At 67.1% G+C, this 17651-nt stretch carries 15 protein-coding genes and 2 pseudogenes; 4 read left to right on the top strand and 13 right to left on the bottom strand.

Annotated elements, in window-relative coordinates; genetic code table 11:
• Positions 1 to 89 precede the first annotated feature (89 nt).
• A pseudogene (locus GTK09_RS08695) lies at positions 90 to 554 on the bottom strand (aminotransferase class I/II-fold pyridoxal phosphate-dependent enzyme); the annotation flags it as partial.
• Positions 555 to 762: 208 nt separating this feature from the next.
• On the opposite strand from GTK09_RS08695, the gene GTK09_RS28130 reads away from it, so the two are divergent.
• The gene (locus GTK09_RS28130; RefSeq protein WP_376767964.1) at positions 763 to 993 is read left to right on the top strand and encodes a hydroxymethylglutaryl-coenzyme A reductase family protein; all 231 of its coding nucleotides are present in this window, start codon (positions 763 to 765) and stop codon (positions 991 to 993) included.
• A gap of 558 nt (positions 994 to 1551) precedes the next feature.
• Here GTK09_RS28130 and GTK09_RS08680 read toward each other — a convergent pair.
• From GTK09_RS08680 to GTK09_RS27400, 8 genes are all read right to left on the bottom strand, one after another.
• On the bottom strand, positions 1552 to 2553 hold the full coding sequence (locus tag GTK09_RS08680; RefSeq protein WP_163462748.1) for an SIS domain-containing protein: 1002 nt from the start codon (positions 2551 to 2553) through the stop codon (positions 1552 to 1554).
• Positions 2550 to 3536 carry an N-acetylglucosamine kinase gene (locus GTK09_RS08675; RefSeq protein ID WP_163462747.1) on the bottom strand — a complete coding sequence of 329 codons (987 nt, stop codon included), beginning with the start codon at positions 3534 to 3536 and terminating at the stop codon, positions 2550 to 2552. Before GTK09_RS08675 ends, GTK09_RS08680 begins: the two co-directional genes overlap by 4 nt.
• Complete coding sequence (locus tag GTK09_RS08670) at positions 3533 to 4639, bottom strand: ABC transporter ATP-binding protein (protein ID WP_163462746.1); 1107 nt, start codon at positions 4637 to 4639, stop codon at positions 3533 to 3535. Before GTK09_RS08670 ends, GTK09_RS08675 begins: the two co-directional genes overlap by 4 nt.
• A gap of 18 nt (positions 4640 to 4657) precedes the next feature.
• Positions 4658 to 5533 (bottom strand): carbohydrate ABC transporter permease, encoded by an 876-nt coding sequence (locus GTK09_RS08665; RefSeq protein ID WP_163462745.1) that lies wholly within the window; start codon positions 5531 to 5533, stop codon positions 4658 to 4660.
• On the bottom strand, positions 5530 to 6414 hold the full coding sequence (locus GTK09_RS08660; protein WP_246217782.1) for a carbohydrate ABC transporter permease: 885 nt from the start codon (positions 6412 to 6414) through the stop codon (positions 5530 to 5532). Before GTK09_RS08660 ends, GTK09_RS08665 begins: the two co-directional genes overlap by 4 nt.
• A 53-nt stretch (positions 6415 to 6467) precedes the next feature.
• On the bottom strand, positions 6468 to 7733 hold the full coding sequence (locus GTK09_RS08655) for an ABC transporter substrate-binding protein (protein WP_163462743.1): 1266 nt from the start codon (positions 7731 to 7733) through the stop codon (positions 6468 to 6470).
• Positions 7734 to 8016: 283 nt separating this feature from the next.
• Entirely contained in the window at positions 8017 to 8928 is a 912-nt protein-coding gene (locus tag GTK09_RS08650; protein ID WP_312869724.1) for an ROK family protein, read from the bottom strand.
• A complete protein-coding gene (locus GTK09_RS27400; protein ID WP_246217781.1) occupies positions 8925 to 9194 on the bottom strand; it encodes a MarR family transcriptional regulator in 270 nt (89 codons plus the stop codon). Before GTK09_RS27400 ends, GTK09_RS08650 begins: the two co-directional genes overlap by 4 nt.
• Before the next feature lie 83 nt (positions 9195 to 9277).
• On the opposite strand from GTK09_RS27400, the gene GTK09_RS08645 reads away from it, so the two are divergent.
• On the top strand, positions 9278 to 10423 hold the full coding sequence (locus GTK09_RS08645; RefSeq protein WP_163462742.1) for a DSD1 family PLP-dependent enzyme: 1146 nt from the start codon (positions 9278 to 9280) through the stop codon (positions 10421 to 10423).
• 156 nt (positions 10424 to 10579) lie between these two features.
• Here the strand turns inward: GTK09_RS08645 and GTK09_RS08640 are convergent.
• From GTK09_RS08640 to GTK09_RS08625, 4 genes and pseudogenes are all read right to left on the bottom strand, one after another.
• Positions 10580 to 10759: pseudogene (locus GTK09_RS08640) on the bottom strand (transposase); the annotation flags it as partial.
• A gap of 49 nt (positions 10760 to 10808) precedes the next feature.
• Positions 10809 to 11339 (bottom strand): GNAT family N-acetyltransferase, encoded by a 531-nt coding sequence (locus tag GTK09_RS08635; protein ID WP_163462740.1) that lies wholly within the window; start codon positions 11337 to 11339, stop codon positions 10809 to 10811.
• Between the two features lie 82 nt (positions 11340 to 11421).
• Positions 11422 to 14544: a multidrug efflux RND transporter permease subunit gene (locus GTK09_RS08630; protein ID WP_163462737.1), complete on the bottom strand. Its 3123-nt coding sequence runs from the start codon at positions 14542 to 14544 to the stop codon at positions 11422 to 11424.
• A 10-nt stretch (positions 14545 to 14554) separates the two neighbouring features.
• The gene (locus tag GTK09_RS08625; protein ID WP_163462735.1) at positions 14555 to 15721 is read right to left on the bottom strand and encodes an efflux RND transporter periplasmic adaptor subunit; all 1167 of its coding nucleotides are present in this window, start codon (positions 15719 to 15721) and stop codon (positions 14555 to 14557) included.
• A 169-nt stretch (positions 15722 to 15890) separates the two neighbouring features.
• Here GTK09_RS08625 and GTK09_RS08620 point away from each other — a divergent pair, with 169 nt between their 5' ends.
• Together GTK09_RS08620 and GTK09_RS08615 are read left to right on the top strand one after the other, a co-directional pair.
• Positions 15891 to 16562, top strand: coding sequence for a response regulator (locus GTK09_RS08620; protein WP_163462733.1), 672 nt, complete (start codon positions 15891 to 15893; stop codon positions 16560 to 16562).
• Positions 16563 to 16567: 5 nt separating this feature from the next.
• A complete protein-coding gene (locus GTK09_RS08615; protein WP_163462731.1) occupies positions 16568 to 17629 on the top strand; it encodes an ATP-binding protein in 1062 nt (353 codons plus the stop codon).
• Positions 17630 to 17651 lie beyond the last annotated feature (22 nt).

Genomic DNA, 17651 nt, shown 5'->3' with positions numbered 1-17651 from the left:
TTCGGCCCAGAGATAGAAGCCGGAACCTTGCTCATCCGGACGGAAAGTCCGATCTCCTCCAGCTCTGTCACGGCCGCGGCATTGGCGCTCTCGACGCGTGAGCGAAGCCGGCGCAGATGCCGCAGATACTGGCCGCCCTGGATCAGATTGAAGACGAAACGCTCCACATGATCGGAGGTGGCGACGCATGTCAGGAGCTTCATGTCCGTCAGCGGGCCGATGAGGGAGGGATGGCCCGCGATGAAGCCGCATCTGAGGCTTGCAGAGAGCGTCTTGGAGAACGTCCCGAGATAAAGAACTCGATTGAGCTGATCGAGCGCGGCGAGACGCGAGAAGGCAGGTGGGACGATGTCGGCAAAGGCGTCGTTCTCGACGATCAGGAAGCCCCACTGTTCAGCTGCCTGCAGAAGGCCGAATGCCACCGGCGGTTCCAGCGAGCCGCCGGTGGCATTGTGCGCCTGGGACTGGGTGAAGAAGAGCTTCGGCCGGTGGGGCGCAAGCTTGTGCCTGAGGTCGTCGAGGTCGGGACCATCCGGCGTGCGGCGGCGTCCTATATGGCGTGGATCGCCCGCGACAACGGCGGCTTTCAGACATCTTCGACGCTGCCGGCCATGCGGGCCCAGGTCCAGTTGCTCGGGATCGGCAATCCGTTCGCGGCTCGCTTGAAACTTCTGGCCGCGCGCGAACCCTGGAAATGCCGATGGCCGTCGGCCTTGTCGGGGGGCGACGAAAACGCATCCCCCCGCTCAGGCCGCGCCGAAGATTCTGCAGGTTCAGAGCGCGCAGGAGTTGGCCGAGGTGACCGTCGCGGTCGCCCAGAACATGGCGGCCCTTCGCGCGCTCGCGACGGAGGGTAGCCAGCGCGGACACATGGCGTTGCACGCCCGCAACATCGCGATCGTCGCTTCAAGGGCGGTTCCAGCAGCCCGGACGGTGGAGTCTACTACGTCGGGCCCGACGGTGGCGATCCCCTGTCCGTTCTGCCGAACCTGAAGATCGCCAACGGCATCGGCCTCAGCCCGGACGGCAAGACGTTGTGGGTGACGGAACTGGCGGGCGGAAAGCTGCAAAAGGGTCTCGCTCGCCGACGCCACCATCGTCGCCCCCTTCGGCGCGGTCGTCACCTACACCTTCACGGGGGCGGGACCGGATTCGCTTCGCCTGGATGCCGACTCCTGCCGGGACGCGACGAGGGACACAATCTGCAATCGACTTCCATGGCGATCCGGCCGGGAACCGACGAGATGCTGATCCTGACCAATGACTGGGATCAGGGCCAAGGCTCGACGATATTCGCGGTGAAAGCCCTGGCGAAGGCTGCAGCCAACCCCGCCGACAGCGAGTAGGCCCGCGGTTCTGCCACAGGTGATCCGACGGGGTATCTCACCGTGCCGGCATCTCGCTTGAGCGCAGCGAGATGCCGGCGGATTGTGCGTTCCAGGTCCCGCCTGGCCATCGGACGATCGGGAGCGCATCGCCGCTTCGTCGTGGCCGGCTGTTCAGCGGTCGGCCGAGACGGTCATCTTCTGCGGCCGGACGATGGCTGGTCGATCAGGCCGCGGGATCGAGGATCTTCGTGTCGCTCTGCTTGTAGCGGAACTTCGTGTCCGTCAGTCCCGCGGCGTCCGACAGGGTGGCCGCGAGGAGCTGCGGTGCGAAGATGTCGAAGATCGCCTGCAAGATGCGATCCTCAGCGTGTGGGACCTCGAGGACGGTCAGCGTCCTGCCGTCGGCAATCCCGCTCTTCGAGGTGACCAGCAGCGCCGGGCAGCCGATGGCGTCGAGCTGGCGGGCGAGTTCGACCTCGCGGCCGCTGCCGAAGATCACGACTCCCGTCGTCTCATCCATCGATTCCATCGGCCCGTGCAGATAATGGCGGGTGTCGTAGGCGGCGGCCGGGATGCGTGAGGCCTCGCGGATGAGCAGCGAGGCTTCGTCGGCGGTTCCGAGCGCCGCGCCGGCGCCGACGCAGTCGATGGCGCGCCGATCGGCGAACAATCGCCCGAGCCGGTCCATCTTGGCATCGGCGGCCTCGAGGATCGCCGCGGACTGTCCGGGCAGGGCGTCCCAGTCGGTGCCTTTGCCGCCGGTGATCGCGTCGAGAACGAGGCCGGCGACGAGCAGCGTCGCGGTGTAGCCGGTGCTCGACGGCGTCGCATCGGCGCCGTTGGCCTGCGTCACGTGATGGTTGGCCGCCTTTGCCAGTGGGCTTTCCGCGCTGTTGGTGATCGCCAGGCTTTCGGCGCCCGGCAGCTTGCGAAGCGCCTCGACCGTCTCGACGCTGCGGCCGCGATGCGACAGGGCGATGATGGAATCGGCGAGATCGTAACCTTCGGCCATGTCGACCGCGCGGATCGCCACCGCCCGTCTGCCCCGCCGCTGCATCTCGCTCGCGGCGACCACCGCCGCAGCGAAGCTCGCCCCGATGCCGGTCACCGCCGTCAGGCCCGCGCCGAAGCCGGAGAGATCCATGCCTGCGAGTTCGGCCCGTGCCGCGGCGAGGCTGTCGGCCAGGGATTCCGTCTGGCGGGCGACTGTCGATCGATAGCTCATGAAGATGCCTTTGCTGTCATGGTGGATGTGTGCGGCCGCACGAAGAGCGCGCCCGGCTCGCTGCGGGCGAGTTGCGCGGCGAGGCGGTGGGCTCCCTCGACGGGCGCGCCGGTGAAGAGGATGGGTTCGATCCGGCTGTCGCAGCTTTCTTCGAGGCCCGCGCAGAAGGCGCGCCAGAGGCTTGGCTGCGAAGAAATCACGCTGCCGCCGGCAACGACCCTTCGGGCGCCGGCGCCGCGGCGATCGAGCCGTGCGACGAGTTCGGCGAGCGAACGCCCACCTTCACTGACTACCCGCGCGGCGAGCCTCGATCCCGCCGCTTCGGCGGCAAACACGATGGGAGCGAAGGAGCCGGCGGCGACGGGGCCGCCGATCTGACCGAGGCGGCTTCCGATCCGGGCGGGGGAGGGAATTTTGAGAGCCTCGAAGACCGCGGCCACCAGCGGCTCGTCCCGTCTGCCGCCTTCGTCCAGATGGCGGGCGACGGCCCTTGCCGCCTCGCGGACGAGACTGGCGGCGCTGCCCTCGTCGCCGATGATCCAGCCCCATCCGCCGGCGACCAGCATCTCGCCCGTTGGTGTGCGGCAGACGGCGATCGAGCCCGTCCCGGCGACGAGGCCGATCTCGCCCGGATGACCGAGAGCTGCCGGCATCAGTTCGGCGTCGTTGACGACACGCACCGGGAACGGGCTTATTCGGGCAAACGCCGCCTCGAAGGCTTCGCACTCCGCCGCGTCGTCGCAGCCATGCGCCCCGACGGCCATCGCCGCGATGGCAGTTCCCTCTGACAGGTCGTGGACCAGTCGCAACAGCTCGGCGGCGTCCGCATGCCATTCCCGCAGCCGCCAGTTGGCGGTCGGGACGACCTCATCCCTCGCCAGGTCCGGTCCGCGCAGCCGCAAATGCGTCTTCGTCCCGCCGATGTCGATCCCGACGACCGTTGCCGTCGATCCTGCGCGGTCTGCGTCTTGCCCGCTCGTCATGCGGCACCGGCTGGGCGGATGCGCTGGCCGGCGGCGCCGAACAGCAGGAAGCGGGATGGGTCGAGCCGGATCCGGTTCGCCGTTTCGGCGCGATGGCGGGCATTGTCGCTGCGCGCGATGATCCGCTCGCCGGCCGGCATCGTCGCATGCACGTAAGTCACGTCGCCGAGTTCCTCGACGAGCGTCACGTCGACCTCGACATCGCCGTCGCGCCTTTCATCGGAAGGGGCGAGCCGGACGTGCTCCGGCCGCACACCGATCTCGATGGGCCCTTCGGCGGCGTCGAAGCCTTCAAACGGCATGACGAGGGATGTGGACGATCCGCCGATGCGATCGAGGACGATCGCGTCGGGGCGCACCTCCTTCACCGTCGCCGACAAGAAATTCATCTTCGGTGATCCGATGAAGCCGGCGACGAAGCGGTTGTCCGGGTCGTCGTAGAGGTCGAGCGGGCGTCCGCACTGCTGGATGACGCCGCCATTGAGAACCACCATCCGGTCGGCCAGGGTCATCGCCTCGACCTGATCGTGGGTGACGTAGATCATCGTCGCTTTGAGCCGCCGATGCAGATCGATCAGCTCGGCGCGCATCTGCACGCGGAGTTCGGCGTCGAGATTCGACAGCGGCTCGTCGAACAGGAAGACCTTGGGCTCCCTGACGATCGCCCGGCCGATGGCGACGCGCTGCTTCTGGCCACCGGACAACTGGCCGGGCCTGCGATCCATATGCTTCTCGAGCTGCAGGATGGCCGCGGCCTTTGCCACCTTCTCGCGGATCTCCGCCTTCTTCGCCCCCGCCATCCTCAGGCTGAAGCCCATGTTCTCGGCGGCCGTCATGTGCGGGTAGAGGGCGTAGGACTGGAACACCATCGCTGTGCCCCGGCGGGCCGGATCGACGTCGTTGAGACGCTCGCCGTCGAGATGGAGATCCCCGGCGGTGACCTCTTCGAGACCGGAAATGATGCGCAGCAGGGTCGACTTGCCGCAGCCGGACGGGCCGACGAAGACGACGAACTCGCCGGACCGGATGTTGAGATTGATGTCGCGCAGGACGTCGACGACGCCGAATTTCTTGGCGACGCCGGTGAGATCGAGTTGTGCCATCTGAGCCTCGGTAGATCCTCAGCCCTTCGATCCGGACATCGCGATGCCCTCGACGATCTTGCGCTGGAAGATGAGGAAGAAGAGGAGCGGCGGGATGGCCGCCAGAAGATTGGCGGTCATCACCACGTCCACCGTCTGGTGGGAGAAGGGTGCGTTGAAAAGCCCGACGACCTGGCTGACCGTGTATTTCTCGGCGTTCGACAGAACGATGAGCGGCCAGATGAAATTGCCCCAGGTCTTCATGAAGGTGAGGATCGCCAGCGTGACCATGGCGTTGCGGGTCAGCGGCAGGACGACGTGCCAGTAGATCTGGAAGTGCCGCGCCCCGTCGAGCCGCGCCGCCTCGATCATCTCCTTCGGCAGGCCCTTCATGAATTCGACCAAAAGGAACAGGCCGAAGGCCGAGGCGAGGCCGGGCGCGACGAGGCCCTGCATCGTGTTGATCCAGCCGAGTTCGGCCGTCAGCAGATAGGTCGGGATGATGGTGACGGCCGTCGGCACCATCAAAGACAGCATGATCAGGCCGAAGAGGGGACGCTTTCCGGGGAATTCGAACAGGGCGAATTCGAAGGCCGCCATCGAGCCGAGAAGCAGCACGCCGGCGATGGTCAGGAGCGCATAGGCCATCGACATGTAATAGGCGTGGAGATAACCGGTCTCCCGCATGATCATCGCGACCTTGTCCCAGCCGGCCGCAAACGAGGTCGGATAGAGCCGCGGGTTGATCGAAACCGGCGTCCCGGGCTCGGTGAAGACGACGTTGACCATCCACCAGATCGGGAAGACCACGACGATGGTCACGCAGATCGCCATCGCCCAGCGGCACAAGTCCCAAGCCGTGATGGAGGACCACCGGCTCCGCCGGCTCCCGGTCGCCTCGATCGCGAGGGTCATGGCTTGCTCCTCATGGCTCGAAGGCCGAACATCCCGGCGGTGACGACGATGATCAGTGCGGTGAGGATGAAGCCGTAGGCCGAGGCCTGGCCGAAGCGGACCGACCCGAAGGCGCGGCCCATCATGTCCATGACGGGAAAGAGCAGCGCGTTCTGCCGGCCGCCGTAGTTGGTGAAGGACGAGCCGGTCAAAAGCCACGGCACGTCGAAGACCTGAAGGGCCGAGATCAGACCGTAGGTCATGACGAAGAACAGCACCGGCGCCAGCATCGGAATGGTGACGTGGCGCACCTGCTGCAGCCGGCTGGCGCCGTCGAGCCGCGCCGCCTCGTAGAGATCGACCGGAATGTTCTTCAGCCCGGCGAGGAGGATGACCATGTTGAAGCCTGCAGACACCCAGATGTCGACCGCGATCAGCGAGAAGAGCATCGTGTCGGTGTCGTTGAGGAAGTTGACGGACGGATAGCCGAACCAGCCGAGCACCATGTTCACCAGGCCGAAATTCGGCGCATACATCCACCGCCAGATCGTCGCCGCCAGGAAGGCGGGCAGGACGACGGGCAGGAAGAAAACGCTGCGGAAAAGGTTCGACCAGAAGCCGCTGAAGCTGTCGACGAGAAGCGCCAGGCCGAAGGCCACCGCGATGCCGAGCGGTACGGTGATGACGACGTAGGTGACGAGGTTCCACATCGCCCGCGAGAAATCCCGCGAGCCGACGATCCGCTCGTAATTGGCAAGCCCGACGAAGTGCGGCTCGGTTACGGCGTTCCAGTCGTGGAAGCTGTAATAGAAGCCGCTGACGATCGGATAGAGAAAGAAGGCCGCGAACAGCGCCACGAAGGGCAGCACCATCAGATAATGTGGCAGATGTCTCAAATTCATGGTCATTGCCCCGGGCAGGCGTCCGGCCGCAGGGCCGGACGCGCTTTCATCGCTCAGTTGGCCAGGCAGTCGTTGAGCTCCTCGACCAGTTCCTTCGCGCCCTCTTCGGGGGAGGCATCGCCGTCGGCGACCATCGCGGCATTGTCGGTGACGATCGAGCGGTAGCAGTTCGGATAAGCGCCCTCGAAATAGGGGGGCATGACGTCGACGGCGTATTTCACTGCCTGCACCGACTTCTCGATCAGCGGCAGGGCGGCGACGTCCGGATCCGCCATGGCCTCGGCATTGGCGTTGTAGCGCGACAGGAGCTTCGCCCAGCGCGCCATCTGGTTCTTCTCGGTGATGTAGGCGGCGAATTCGAAGGCGATCTTCTGGTGGTCGCCCGGCGCCACGCCGACGATCTCGTAGCTCTTGATGCCGCCGTGCTCGCCTTCCTTCATACCGGGCACCAGCACGAAGTCGTATTTCAGGCCCGACTCCTTCGCCGCCTGCTCGTAGGTCGGATTGACCCACGGGCCGACGACGTGGAACGCCAGCTGGTTGGTGATGAAGAGATCCTTGGTCGACTGGTCGTTGCGGCTGGTGCCGCTGTTGAGCGGCGCCATGTCGACGAAGAGCTGCAGGACCTTGGCATAGGTCTCGGGATCGATCTTGGTCTTCATTGCCGCGAAATCGATGCCCCAGCCGTCGATGCCGCCGACGATCGCATAGGTGCTGGCGACCGAATTGAAGACCTGCGTCTGGTCGGGCACGGCGTATTTGCCCGCCTTCTGAACGGCCTGCATCTGCCCGTACCATTCGTCCCAGGTCTTCGGCGGTTGCGAGGTGTCGATCCCGGCTTCCTCGAGGACCGTCAGATTGCGGAACATGATCTCGCCGAAGCCCGTATAGGGCAGGCAATAAAGCTCTTCCGGCTTCGGCATGCAGCTCTTCAGCGCGTCCGCGTCGAACTGGGCGCGGTATTCTTCGGGCATCTCCATCCACAGCGGGTAGAGGTTGGACAGCGCCCCGACCTCGACGAGCTGCGCGCCGACGGCCAGCCCGTTCATGAAGACGTCGGGCAAGGTGCCACTGGCGGCGCCGGCGATCTGCCCCGCCGTCAGGTCGTCGTCGCCGCGTCCGGAAATGTTGATGGTGACGTTCGGATGCTTTTCCTTGAACTCGGAAATGAACGTCTGCTGCAGCGCCAGGGCGTCGCCCTGGGCGAAGTCCGAATAGACCCAGTATTCGAGCGTTACCGGCTCGTCGGCCGCCCGGGCGGAACTGGCCGCGAAGGCCAAGAGGACGGTTGCTGACTTCAGCATGGCGGAACTGCGCATGAGGCTCTCCATTTGCTTGACTTGCACCAGACTCTCAGCCGCAGGATCCGCGCGACTTATGTTAGGCATGTTAACAAACAAAATTGGATGCGCAAGCTGAAAAGCCCGTCGAACGTTCGTTCCTCCATCTGGGGCCGATCCGCGGCCGATCTTAGGTGGATCGCCCGTCGGCCGATCACGCCAGGCCGGCATATCCTGCGATCTGAGGTGGGGGCGGCAGCCGCGGGGGCGGATGGGGGCACGGCGGCATGGGCTCGCCGGGACGGCTCGGTGCGTCGCTCCGCTAGAGCGAAGGCTGGGCCAGCACGACGTCCAGTGCGCGGTCGACCGCCAGCTTCTCGATGCCGAGCACGGTGGCATCGGGCCCGAGCGAACTGGTCTCGATGCTCACCGGATAGCTGAGGGCGTTGGCGACCGTCCGCACAACCGGCAGGATCAGCTGGCTGGTCCCGACGCCGCCGCCGAGAACGACGAGGCCCGGATCGACGATGGCGACGCAGCTGGCGACCAGCGCCCCGATATCGGCGGCATGCCGCTCCACGTGATCCCGGGCGACGGCGTCGCCGTTTTCAGCCCGCAGGAACAGTGCGCCGGCGTCTTCTGGAGCCGCCGCCGCCGTCGGCCACGCCTGGCGCACCCGCTGCATCAGCATTTCCGTGCCGAGATAGGTTTCGGCCTCGCCGGCGACCGGGGTGTGGCCGGGCGCGAAGGGATAGGCGAGGTGGCCGATCTCGCCGGCCGCCCCGTTGCGCCCGCGAATCAGTCGTCCCCCCAGCATCAGCCCCATGCCGAGTTTGAGGCCGATCTGGATATAGGCGAAGTCTTCCCGGCCCTGCGCGACGCCATAGACGTTCTCGGCGACGGCGGCGCAGTTGACGTTGTTTTCCAGCACCAGTTCGGGGCCGTCCGGCGGCGCGAAATGGGTGAAGAGTTCGTCCTGGCGGGTGGAGGCGCGCTCGGCGCCGTCGACGACCACCCGCGAGGGCAGGGCGATGCCGATGGCCCGCAGCGGCCCCCATGTCGCCTCCGTCTCGCCGGCTGCCGCCGCGAACTCCTCGGCGACGGCCCGGCTGATCTCTTCGTTCATCAGCCGATGGCTGGCGGGAAGCCTGTAGGTGCGGCTGTGCAGCAGCCGGTGATCGAGCGTCGCCACCCGCAGCCGCACATGGGTCGAGCCCGCATCGACCGCCGTCACGTGGCCGGCACCGGCGCCGACCCGGTAGAGCGCCGCCTTGCGCCCGGGCTGCCCTGCGACTCGCCGACCTTCTCGACATAGCCGAGCCGCTCCAGTTCGCCGATCGAGGCGGACATGGTCGGCCGCGACAGCGCCAGCTGCTCCCCGATCTGCGGCCGGGTCGAGGGGCCGCTCGCCACGAGGCTGCGAAACACGGCGCGTGCGCTCGGCGTCAGCTCGGCGGCCGAAAAACGCTCGCCCGGTCTCGACAAATGACTGAAACCCATTTGTTATGCAGCTTTATGAAATTGCGACGACATCGCGTTCCAGCATGAGGATGCATATGTCATGGCAGAAGGAAAATGGCAAAATGGCTGATCTGTCAGAGCTCGAGCTCGGTTACGACGTGCCGGCTCTGCCGGGTATGGCGTCGGGCGAGATCCAGACGCCGGCCCTGGTCGTCGACCTTGATGCCTTGGAGCGCAATCTCGCCCGGATGCGCGGCTTTGCCGAGACTGCCGGAATGCGCCTGCGGGCACATGCGAAGACCCACAAGTCGGCTGACGTCGCAAGGCTGCAGATGAGCCAGGGCGGGGCCTGCGGGATCTGCTGCCAGAAGGTCTCGGAAGCCGAGGCCATGGTGCGCGCCGGCATCACCGACATCCTGGTGACCAATGAGGTTCGCGATCCGGTCAAGATCGACCGGCTGGCCCGGCTCGCCACGCGAGCCCGCATCATCGTCTGCGTCGACGCTCCTGAGAATGTCGAGCCGCTGTCACAGGCAGCGCAGCGCCACGGCGTCACGATCGAAGCCTTGGTGGAGATCGATTGCGGCGCCGGCCGCTGCGGCATCGAGCCCGGCCCGCCGGCCGTGCGGCTGGCGCTGGCGATCGCGGGGGCGAAGGCTCTGCGTTTTGCCGGCCTGCAGGCCTATCACGGACCCGCCCAGCACATCGCCGATCCAGCCGAAAGAGCCGCCGCGATCGCGGCGGCCGCCGACGTCACCGCCCGGACGGTTTCCCTCATCCGGGACGCTGGCCTCGATTGCGACATCGTCGGGGGAGCCGGAACGGGGAGCTTCCCGTTCGAGGCGCGGTCCGGCGTCTACAACGAGCTTCAATGCGGCTCCTACGTCTTCATGGATGCGGACTATGAGAAGATCCGGGCGGAGGACGGCGGGAGGGTCGGCGGGTTCGAGAATGCGCTCTTCGTCCTGACCTCCGTCCTGAGCCTTCCGACGCGCGAACGCGCAGTCTGCGACGCCGGCTTGAAAGCTCTGGCTGTCGACAGCGGCCTCCCGAGGGTCTTCGACAAGCCAGGCGTGCGATACACCGGCGCGTCCGACGAACATGGCGTCCTTGCGGTCGACGGCGGCGAACTCGACATCAACGAAAGGATCAAGCTCGTCCCAGGCCATTGCGACCCGACCTGCAATCTCCACGACTGGTTCGTTGCCGTGCGCGGGCAGACCGTCGAGACGCTGTGGCCGGTGACCGCGCGGGGGAAGGTCTTCTGACGGGAACTCCACGCCACCACATTGCGGGACTGAACATCCAGTGGACTGAATCCGACGCTTGGTGTCCCCACGCTTGACGGCGGCGATGATCTTGTCTGGACCTGCGGTCCAGACGAAGGCGATCTGGCCCGAAAAGTGGACGGGTTCAGGGCCGCCCAGGGCCTTCGGGCGCTTGGCGTCGGAGACGTTCATCCCGCCATACTTCGCCTTACAGTTATATAACGTCGCCTCGCAGACGCCGTGCTGGCGGGCCAGGTCGCCCGCCTTCGCACATGCCTCGTGCTCACGCAGAACTGTGATGATCTGCTCTTGCGTAATTCGCTTCCGCTTCCTCACTCCTTCCTTCGATCTCTAATCTGAGATGGAGGAAACACTCAGTGGCAGGTCAACGCTTCTCGAAGCGGAACATTCCGCCGTCGCCGGGCAGTTCCGGATCATCCGGACGGTGCGGGTTCGGGTGGCCGGCATGGTAGTATGCGGTGATCTGGAAGCCGCAGACATTGACGTAGAAGTGGATGTTGCGTTTTTCGAAGTATGGCGTGTGGGTCGTCCAGACCTCCGTCTCCGGGTAGCGCTCCTCGATCGCCGCCCACGCCTTGCGACCGATGCCGCGGCCCAACTCGTCTGCGCGCACGAAGAGGAGATCGAGCGAATTGTGGCGCGTCTCCGCATCGATCGAGACGACGGCGCCGCCGACCCAGCGCCCGTCCTCGAGGATGCGGTGAACCACCGCGTTCGGTGCGTCGAAGGAGGCGGCAACCTCCTCGTCGAGCGGGATCGGTCCCTTGTCCACCGATCCGAACGTGTCCACGACCGCGATCGCGAAGGCGTCCTGAAGATCCTTGCGGAAGCGGGGCAGGTCGGCTTCGGACGCGACGTCGAGGGTGATGCGGCCGGGTGCCGGAATGGCAGTCATGGGAGGTCTCCAGAATTGGAAGAGGATTTTTGGGGCGCGGGTGCGGGCCCGGCCTCGGCGGGGATCGCCCTGCACCGGACGGTCATTCTCCGGCGGGCGCCGGGCTCGGCTCGATCCGATCCCTGGCCTTGCGCTCGGCGAGGCGCATGACGAGGACGAAGAAGACCGGCACGAACAGGACGGCGAGGACGGTGGCCGAGATCATGCCGCCGAAGAGGCCGGTGCCGAGCGCGTTCTGCGTCTCGGAACTCGGGCCCTTGGCGATCACGAGCGGCACGATGCCGAGGGTGAAGGCGAGCGAGGTCATGACGATCGGCCGCAGGCGCAGGCGCGCCGCCTCGACCGCCGCCTCCGCCAGACTCATGCCCTCACCCCGCAGCTTGCGGGCGAACTCCACGATCAGGACCGCGTTCTTGGCCGACAGGCCGATCAGCGTGATGAGCCCGACCTTGAAGAATACGTCGTTCTCCAATCCCCTCAGATGCACCGCAGCCACGGCGCCGACGATGCCGAGCGGCACCACCAGGATGACCGAGAGCGGAATCGCCCAGCTTTCGTAGAGAGCCGCGAGAACGAGGAAGACGACCACGAAGGAGGCTGCGAGGAGGATCGGCGCCTCGGCGCCCGACTGACGCTCCTGAAAGGACTGGCCGACCCATTCCACGGCAAATCCTCCGGGAAGCTCGGCGGCGAGCCGCTCCATCTCTTTCATGGCATCACCGCTCGACACGCCGGACGCGGCATCGCCGGAGATGCTCAGCGAGGGATAGCCGTTGGTGCGGCTGAGTTGGAGCGGTCCGAGCGACCATGTGGGCGTCACCACCTCCGAGAGGGGCACCATGCCGCCCTTGTCGTTGCGCACGTGAAGCTTGAGGACGTCCTCGACCTGCATGCGGTCCTCCGCTCGCGCCTGGACGATGACCTGCTGAAGGCGGCCGGCGCGCGGGAAGTCGTTGACATAGGTCGAGCCCATGGCCGCACCGAGGGCGTCGGTGATGGCGGAGAAGGACAGGCCCAGCGCCCCGGCCTTCTGCCGGTCGATGTCGAGCTTCACCGTCGGGCCGCTCGGCAGGCCGTCGACGCGCACGTTCTGGAGGAGCGCGCTTTTGGCCGCGAGGTCCACCAGCGTCTCGGACGACGCCTGCAGCGCCGCGGCGTCGCGGCCCGCTCGGTCGAGGAGGCGCAGGGCGAAACCTGAGGTCGTGCCGAGCTCCTCGATGGCCGGCGGCTTCATCACGAGAACCTCACCCTCGGTTGCTTGCGCCATCGCCCTCGTTGCCGCCTCCACTTCGGTGTCCGTGTCGCCGGTCCGCTCGTCGAAGTCTTTCAGGCTCGTGAAGGCCATGGCGGCGTTCGATCCCGAGCCAGAGAAGCCGAAGCCCATGATCGAGAGGTTGCCCGCGATGTCGGGGCGCGTCGCGACATGGGCGTCGTAACGCTCCACCAGCTTGCGCGTGCGCTCGGCCGTCGCGTCGGCCGGCAGGGTGAAGGAGGTCATGAAGGTGCCCTGGTCCTCGTCCGGCACGAAGGCTGTTGGCAATGCGCCGAAGCTCAGCGCCAGCGCGCCGACGATTGCGCCGTAGACCAGCATGACGCGGGCGCCCCGCCTCACCAGCCAACCGACCCACGTGACATAGCGACCCGTCAGCCGATCGAAGCCCCGGTTGAACCAGGCGAAGAAGCCTCGGCGCTCGTGATGGGCCGTGACCGGCTTCAGGATCGTGGCGCAGAGCGCGGGCGTCAGACTGAGGGCCAGAAAGGCCGAGAACAGGATCGATACCGCGAGCGAGACCGTGAACTGCCGGTAGATCGCCCCGATCGAGCCGGTCGCAAGGCCCATGGGGAGGAACACCGCCGTCAGGACGAGGGTGATGCCGACTACTGCGCCGGTGATCTCGCGCATGGCACGGCGCGTGGCCTCGCGCGGGGACAAGCCCTCCCTCGCCATCAGGCGCTCGACGTTCTCCACCACGACGATCGCGTCGTCCACGATGATGCCGATCGCCAGCACCATGCCGAACATGGTGAGCACGTTGACCGAGTATCCGATCCCCCAGATCACCGCGAAAGTGCCGAGGAGCGCGATCGGCGCGACGATTGCCGGGATCAGCGTATAGCGCACGTTCTGCAGGAACAGGAGCATGATCAGGAATACCAGCACCATCGCCTCGCCGAGCGTCTGGACGACCTTGGCGATCGAGAGCTTCACGAAGGGGGCGGTATCGTAGGAGATGGCGTAGGAAATGCCCTCCGGCATCGAGGGAGCGAGCTCGGCGAGGCGGGCGCGCACGCCCTCCGAGGTGCTGACGGCGTTGGCGCCGGGCGAAAGCTGAATCGCGGCGGCCGTCGCGGGCTTGCCGTCGTCGAAGATCGAGAAGCCCATGCTCTGCGGGCCGACCTCGACCGTCGCCACGTCGCCGAGCGTCAGCTTCGAGCCGTCCGGGTCGGCGCGCAGAACGATGGCGGAGAATTCCTCGGGCGTCTCCAACTGGCCGCTGAGGGTCAGGGGCACGCTGACCGCCTGGCCGGGAACGGTCGGCGGCTCGCCGAGCCGCCCCGGCGCCACCTGGACGTTCTGCGTCTGGATGGCCTGGACGATCTCGGCCATCGAGACCGAGTAGGATACGAGGCGGGCGGGATCGACCCAGACGCGCATCGCTGCCTCCGAGCCGAAGGACTGGACGCGGCCGACCCCCGCCACCTGCTTGAGCTCAGGCGACAGGCTCCGCGCAAGATAGTCCTCGAGCGCCAGCGTGGCCACCTTGCCGCCCTCGGAGCGCAGCGTCACGATCATCAGGAAGCCGGACGAGGCGGCCTCGACCGAGAGGCCGGCGCGGCGCACGGGCTCGGGCAGGCGCGGCTCGACAGCCTTCAGGCGGTTCTGCACGTCGATCTGGGCCATCTCCGGATCGGTGCCGGGCTTGAAGGTCACGGTGACGCTGGCATTGCCCGATGCGTCCGCCGAAGACTCGAAATAGAGGAGGTTCTTGACCGCCGTCAGTTCGCGCTCGATCGGCGCGACCACGCTGTCGGCGACGGTCTGCGGGCCGGCGCCGGTATAGGTCGCATTGATGCTGACGCTCGGCGGCGCGATCACCGGAAAGCGCGAGACGGGAAGCTGCGGGATCGCCGCAAGCCCCGCCAGTGTGATGAATATCGCGACGACCCAGGCGAAGACCGGCCTGTCGATGAAGAATTGCGGCATGGGAGAGCTTTCAGCCTTCGGGCGAGGATGCGGCGGGCTGGTAGGGGACGGGAGCGAGCGGACGGCCCGGCTCGGCGCGATCCTGCCCCTCGACGAGGACGGTCTCCCCGGCAGAAAGACCGGACAGAATCACGTAGTGCCGCTCGACCAGGGGACCGAGCTCGACCGCTCGGAGGGTAGCGGTGTTGTCGGGTCCCAGAACCGCGAGTTGCGGCTGGCCCGACGCGTCCCGTTGAACCGCCTGCTGCGGCACAGTGAGCGCTGCGGGATAGACGGCGCTCGGCACCTTGGCGCGCAGATACATGCCGGGCAGGAGCTGGCGATAGGGATTGGGCACTTCGACCCGCAGGCCAATGCTGCCGGTGCCCGGATCGACCGTGCTGTCGGAGAACAGGACCTTGCCGGGAAACTCGTAAGGTTTGCCCGCGATCGTCAGGATGTCTACGGCCAGCGTGCCGGCCTCCTCGCTGCGCCCGCTCGCCACCATGTCCTCCAGAGCCTCGCGACGGATCGAGGGCTGGCGCACGTCGAGATAGACTCGGTCGAGCTGCTGGACGACGGCGAGTGCCGTTGCGCCGCCGGCCGTGGCGAGGCCGCCCTCGGTGGTGAGAGCCTGACCGATCCGCCCGGGGACCGGGCTTCGGACGGTGGCATGCGCCAGCTCCAGCCTGCGGCGCGTCAGGTTGGCCGTCGCCTCGGCGACGCTCGCCTTGGCCTGGGCGAGCGCGGCCGTGGCGTCGCCCAGCGCGGCGGCGCTCGCCGTGCGCGTGGCCGACAGCGCCTGGACACGCTCGTATTTGAGGTTCGCGTTGAGAAGGTCGGCTTGCGCCCGTGCGAGAACGGCACTCGCCGCCTCGACGTCGGCGGCGAGCGGGGCGGGGTCGATCTGGAACAGCGGCTGGTCGGCCGTCACCTCGGAACCTTCGGTGAACAGAACTTTCTGGATGATGCCGGAAACCTGAGGGCGGATCTCGGCGGTGCGCAGCGCCGAGACGCGGCCCGGCAGCTCGTCGGTGACGACCACCCGGCGCGGTTCGACCGTGACCACGGCGACAGGCGGCGGATCAGCGGGCGGGGCCGCCTGCGCCGTGCCTGTTTCGCCCTTCGAGCAGGCAGCGAGCAGCAGCGCGGCGGCGCCGAGACAGGCGGGGATCGAGAAGCGGCGCAGGGTCGGCATTGCGGTGTCTCCATGGCAACGGTCTCGTCGCGTCCAGACGACGACGCTCCTATCGGCCCGTTCCGTTGGCGCCGCGTGCAGAATAGGTTGCGGTTTCGTGGAGAACGCGCCGGGGCGCTCGACGGCCGCCGTGCCGGATGGCATCCAATGGTCAAGGAGAACGCCCGCCATGACAGCCCTTGTCCTAATCGCCGAGGACGACGAGGAGATCTGCGCCATTCTCGACGCCTATCTGGTGCGCGAGGGCTTCCGTACGGTCAAGGCACGGGACGGCCGCACCGCGCTCGACCTACACCTCGCGCTGAAGCCCGACCTCGTGCTTCTCGACGTCACCATGCCGCGCCTCGATGGATGGGAGGTGCTGGCCGAACTGCGCCGCCGGGGCTCGACGCCGGCCATCATGATCACCGCGCTCGACAAGGACATCGACCGCCTGCAAGGACTGCGGATCGGGGCGGACGACTACGTGGTGAAACCGTTCAACCCGATCGAGGTCGTGGCGCGGGCGAAGGCGGTGCTCCGTCGGTCGGGATTGGCGAGCGCGGCGGGCGTCTTGCGGGTCGGGGAGCTCTCGATCGATCTCGACGCCTACCAGGCGAGCCTCGGCGACGCGCCCCTCGCGCTGACGCTGACCGAGTTCCGCATTCTCGCCCACATGGCGCGCAGCCCGACGAAGGTGTTCACCCGGAGCGAGCTGGTGGATGCCTGCCTGCCGGGTTCGGACGCGCTCGACCGCACGGTGGACAGCCATCTCAGCAAGCTGCGCAAGAAGCTGGAGCAGGCGGGCGCGCAGGGGCTCCTGCCCGGCGTGCGCGGCGTCGGCTACCGCCTGACGGCGTGAAGGTCATGAAGCTTCGCGCCGGGCTGAGCCGTCAGATCCTCCTGGCCATGTCCGCCATCACCGTGACGGCCGGGACCCTCGTCTTCTTCGGGACCTATCTCGCCTACACGGTGATCATCGCCTTCTATCCACGGCTGGACAGTGGGGACGAATGGCTCACCGCGACCGACCTCGCAATTTTGGGAGCCTCCATCCTCGTCGCTCTGCCGGTCGCGGCCGTGGTCGCCCTGCGTCTCGCGCGGCGCATCCTGGAGCCCTTGGAGGCGCTTGCTCGAAGCGCCCGGCGTATCGCGGAAGGCGATCTGTCGGCGCGGGCCTCGCCCGGCGACCGCTCGCTCGGCGAGATCGCGACGCTCATCGACGACTTCAACACCATGGCGCAGCGCCTTCAGGACATGGCCGCCGACATGGCGCTCTGGAACGCCACGATCGCGCACGAACTGCGTACGCCGCTGACCATCCTGAAAGGCCGCCTCCAGGGCATGATCGACGGTGTGTTCGACCCGGACGAGCGTTCGCTCCGGGGGCTGGTCCTCCAAGTGGACAGCCTGGCGCGGCTCGTCGAGGATCTGCGCACGGTCACACTCGCCGACAGCGGCCATCTCGACCTGCGCCTCGAGCGCGTTCACCTCGCCAAGGAGATCCGCGAGATGGCCGAGCTGCTGGCTCCCGAGCTGAGGGCCCAGGGCTTCGCGCTCGCGCTCGACCTGTCGGACGTCACGGTCGAAGTCGACGCGACGCGCGTGCGGCAGGCCCTTCTCGCTCTCATCACCAATGCACGGCGCTATGCCATGCGCGGTGCGATCAGGATCTCGCTGAGGCAGAGCGGCGGGGAGACGGTGCTCGGCGTCGCCGACGAGGGGCCGGGCCTTCCGCCGGACAAAGCGACGCGCATCTTCGATCCCTTCGTGCGAGGCGATGCGATCCGGTCGCGCGAACTGGGCGGCAACGGGCTCGGCCTTTCGGTGGTCCGCGCCATCGTCGAAGCGCACGGCGGGTGCGTCCGCTACCGTCCTTCGCAGAGCGGCGGTGCTTTGTTCGAGATGGCATTCAAGACCGTGACCTAGCCCAAGGGCGCAAGGACGCATA

The organism is Jiella pacifica (genome assembly GCF_010500815.1).
Taxonomy (GTDB): domain Bacteria; phylum Pseudomonadota; class Alphaproteobacteria; order Rhizobiales; family Rhizobiaceae; genus Jiella; species Jiella pacifica.
This window is presented reverse-complemented; position numbering and strand designations above follow the sequence as displayed.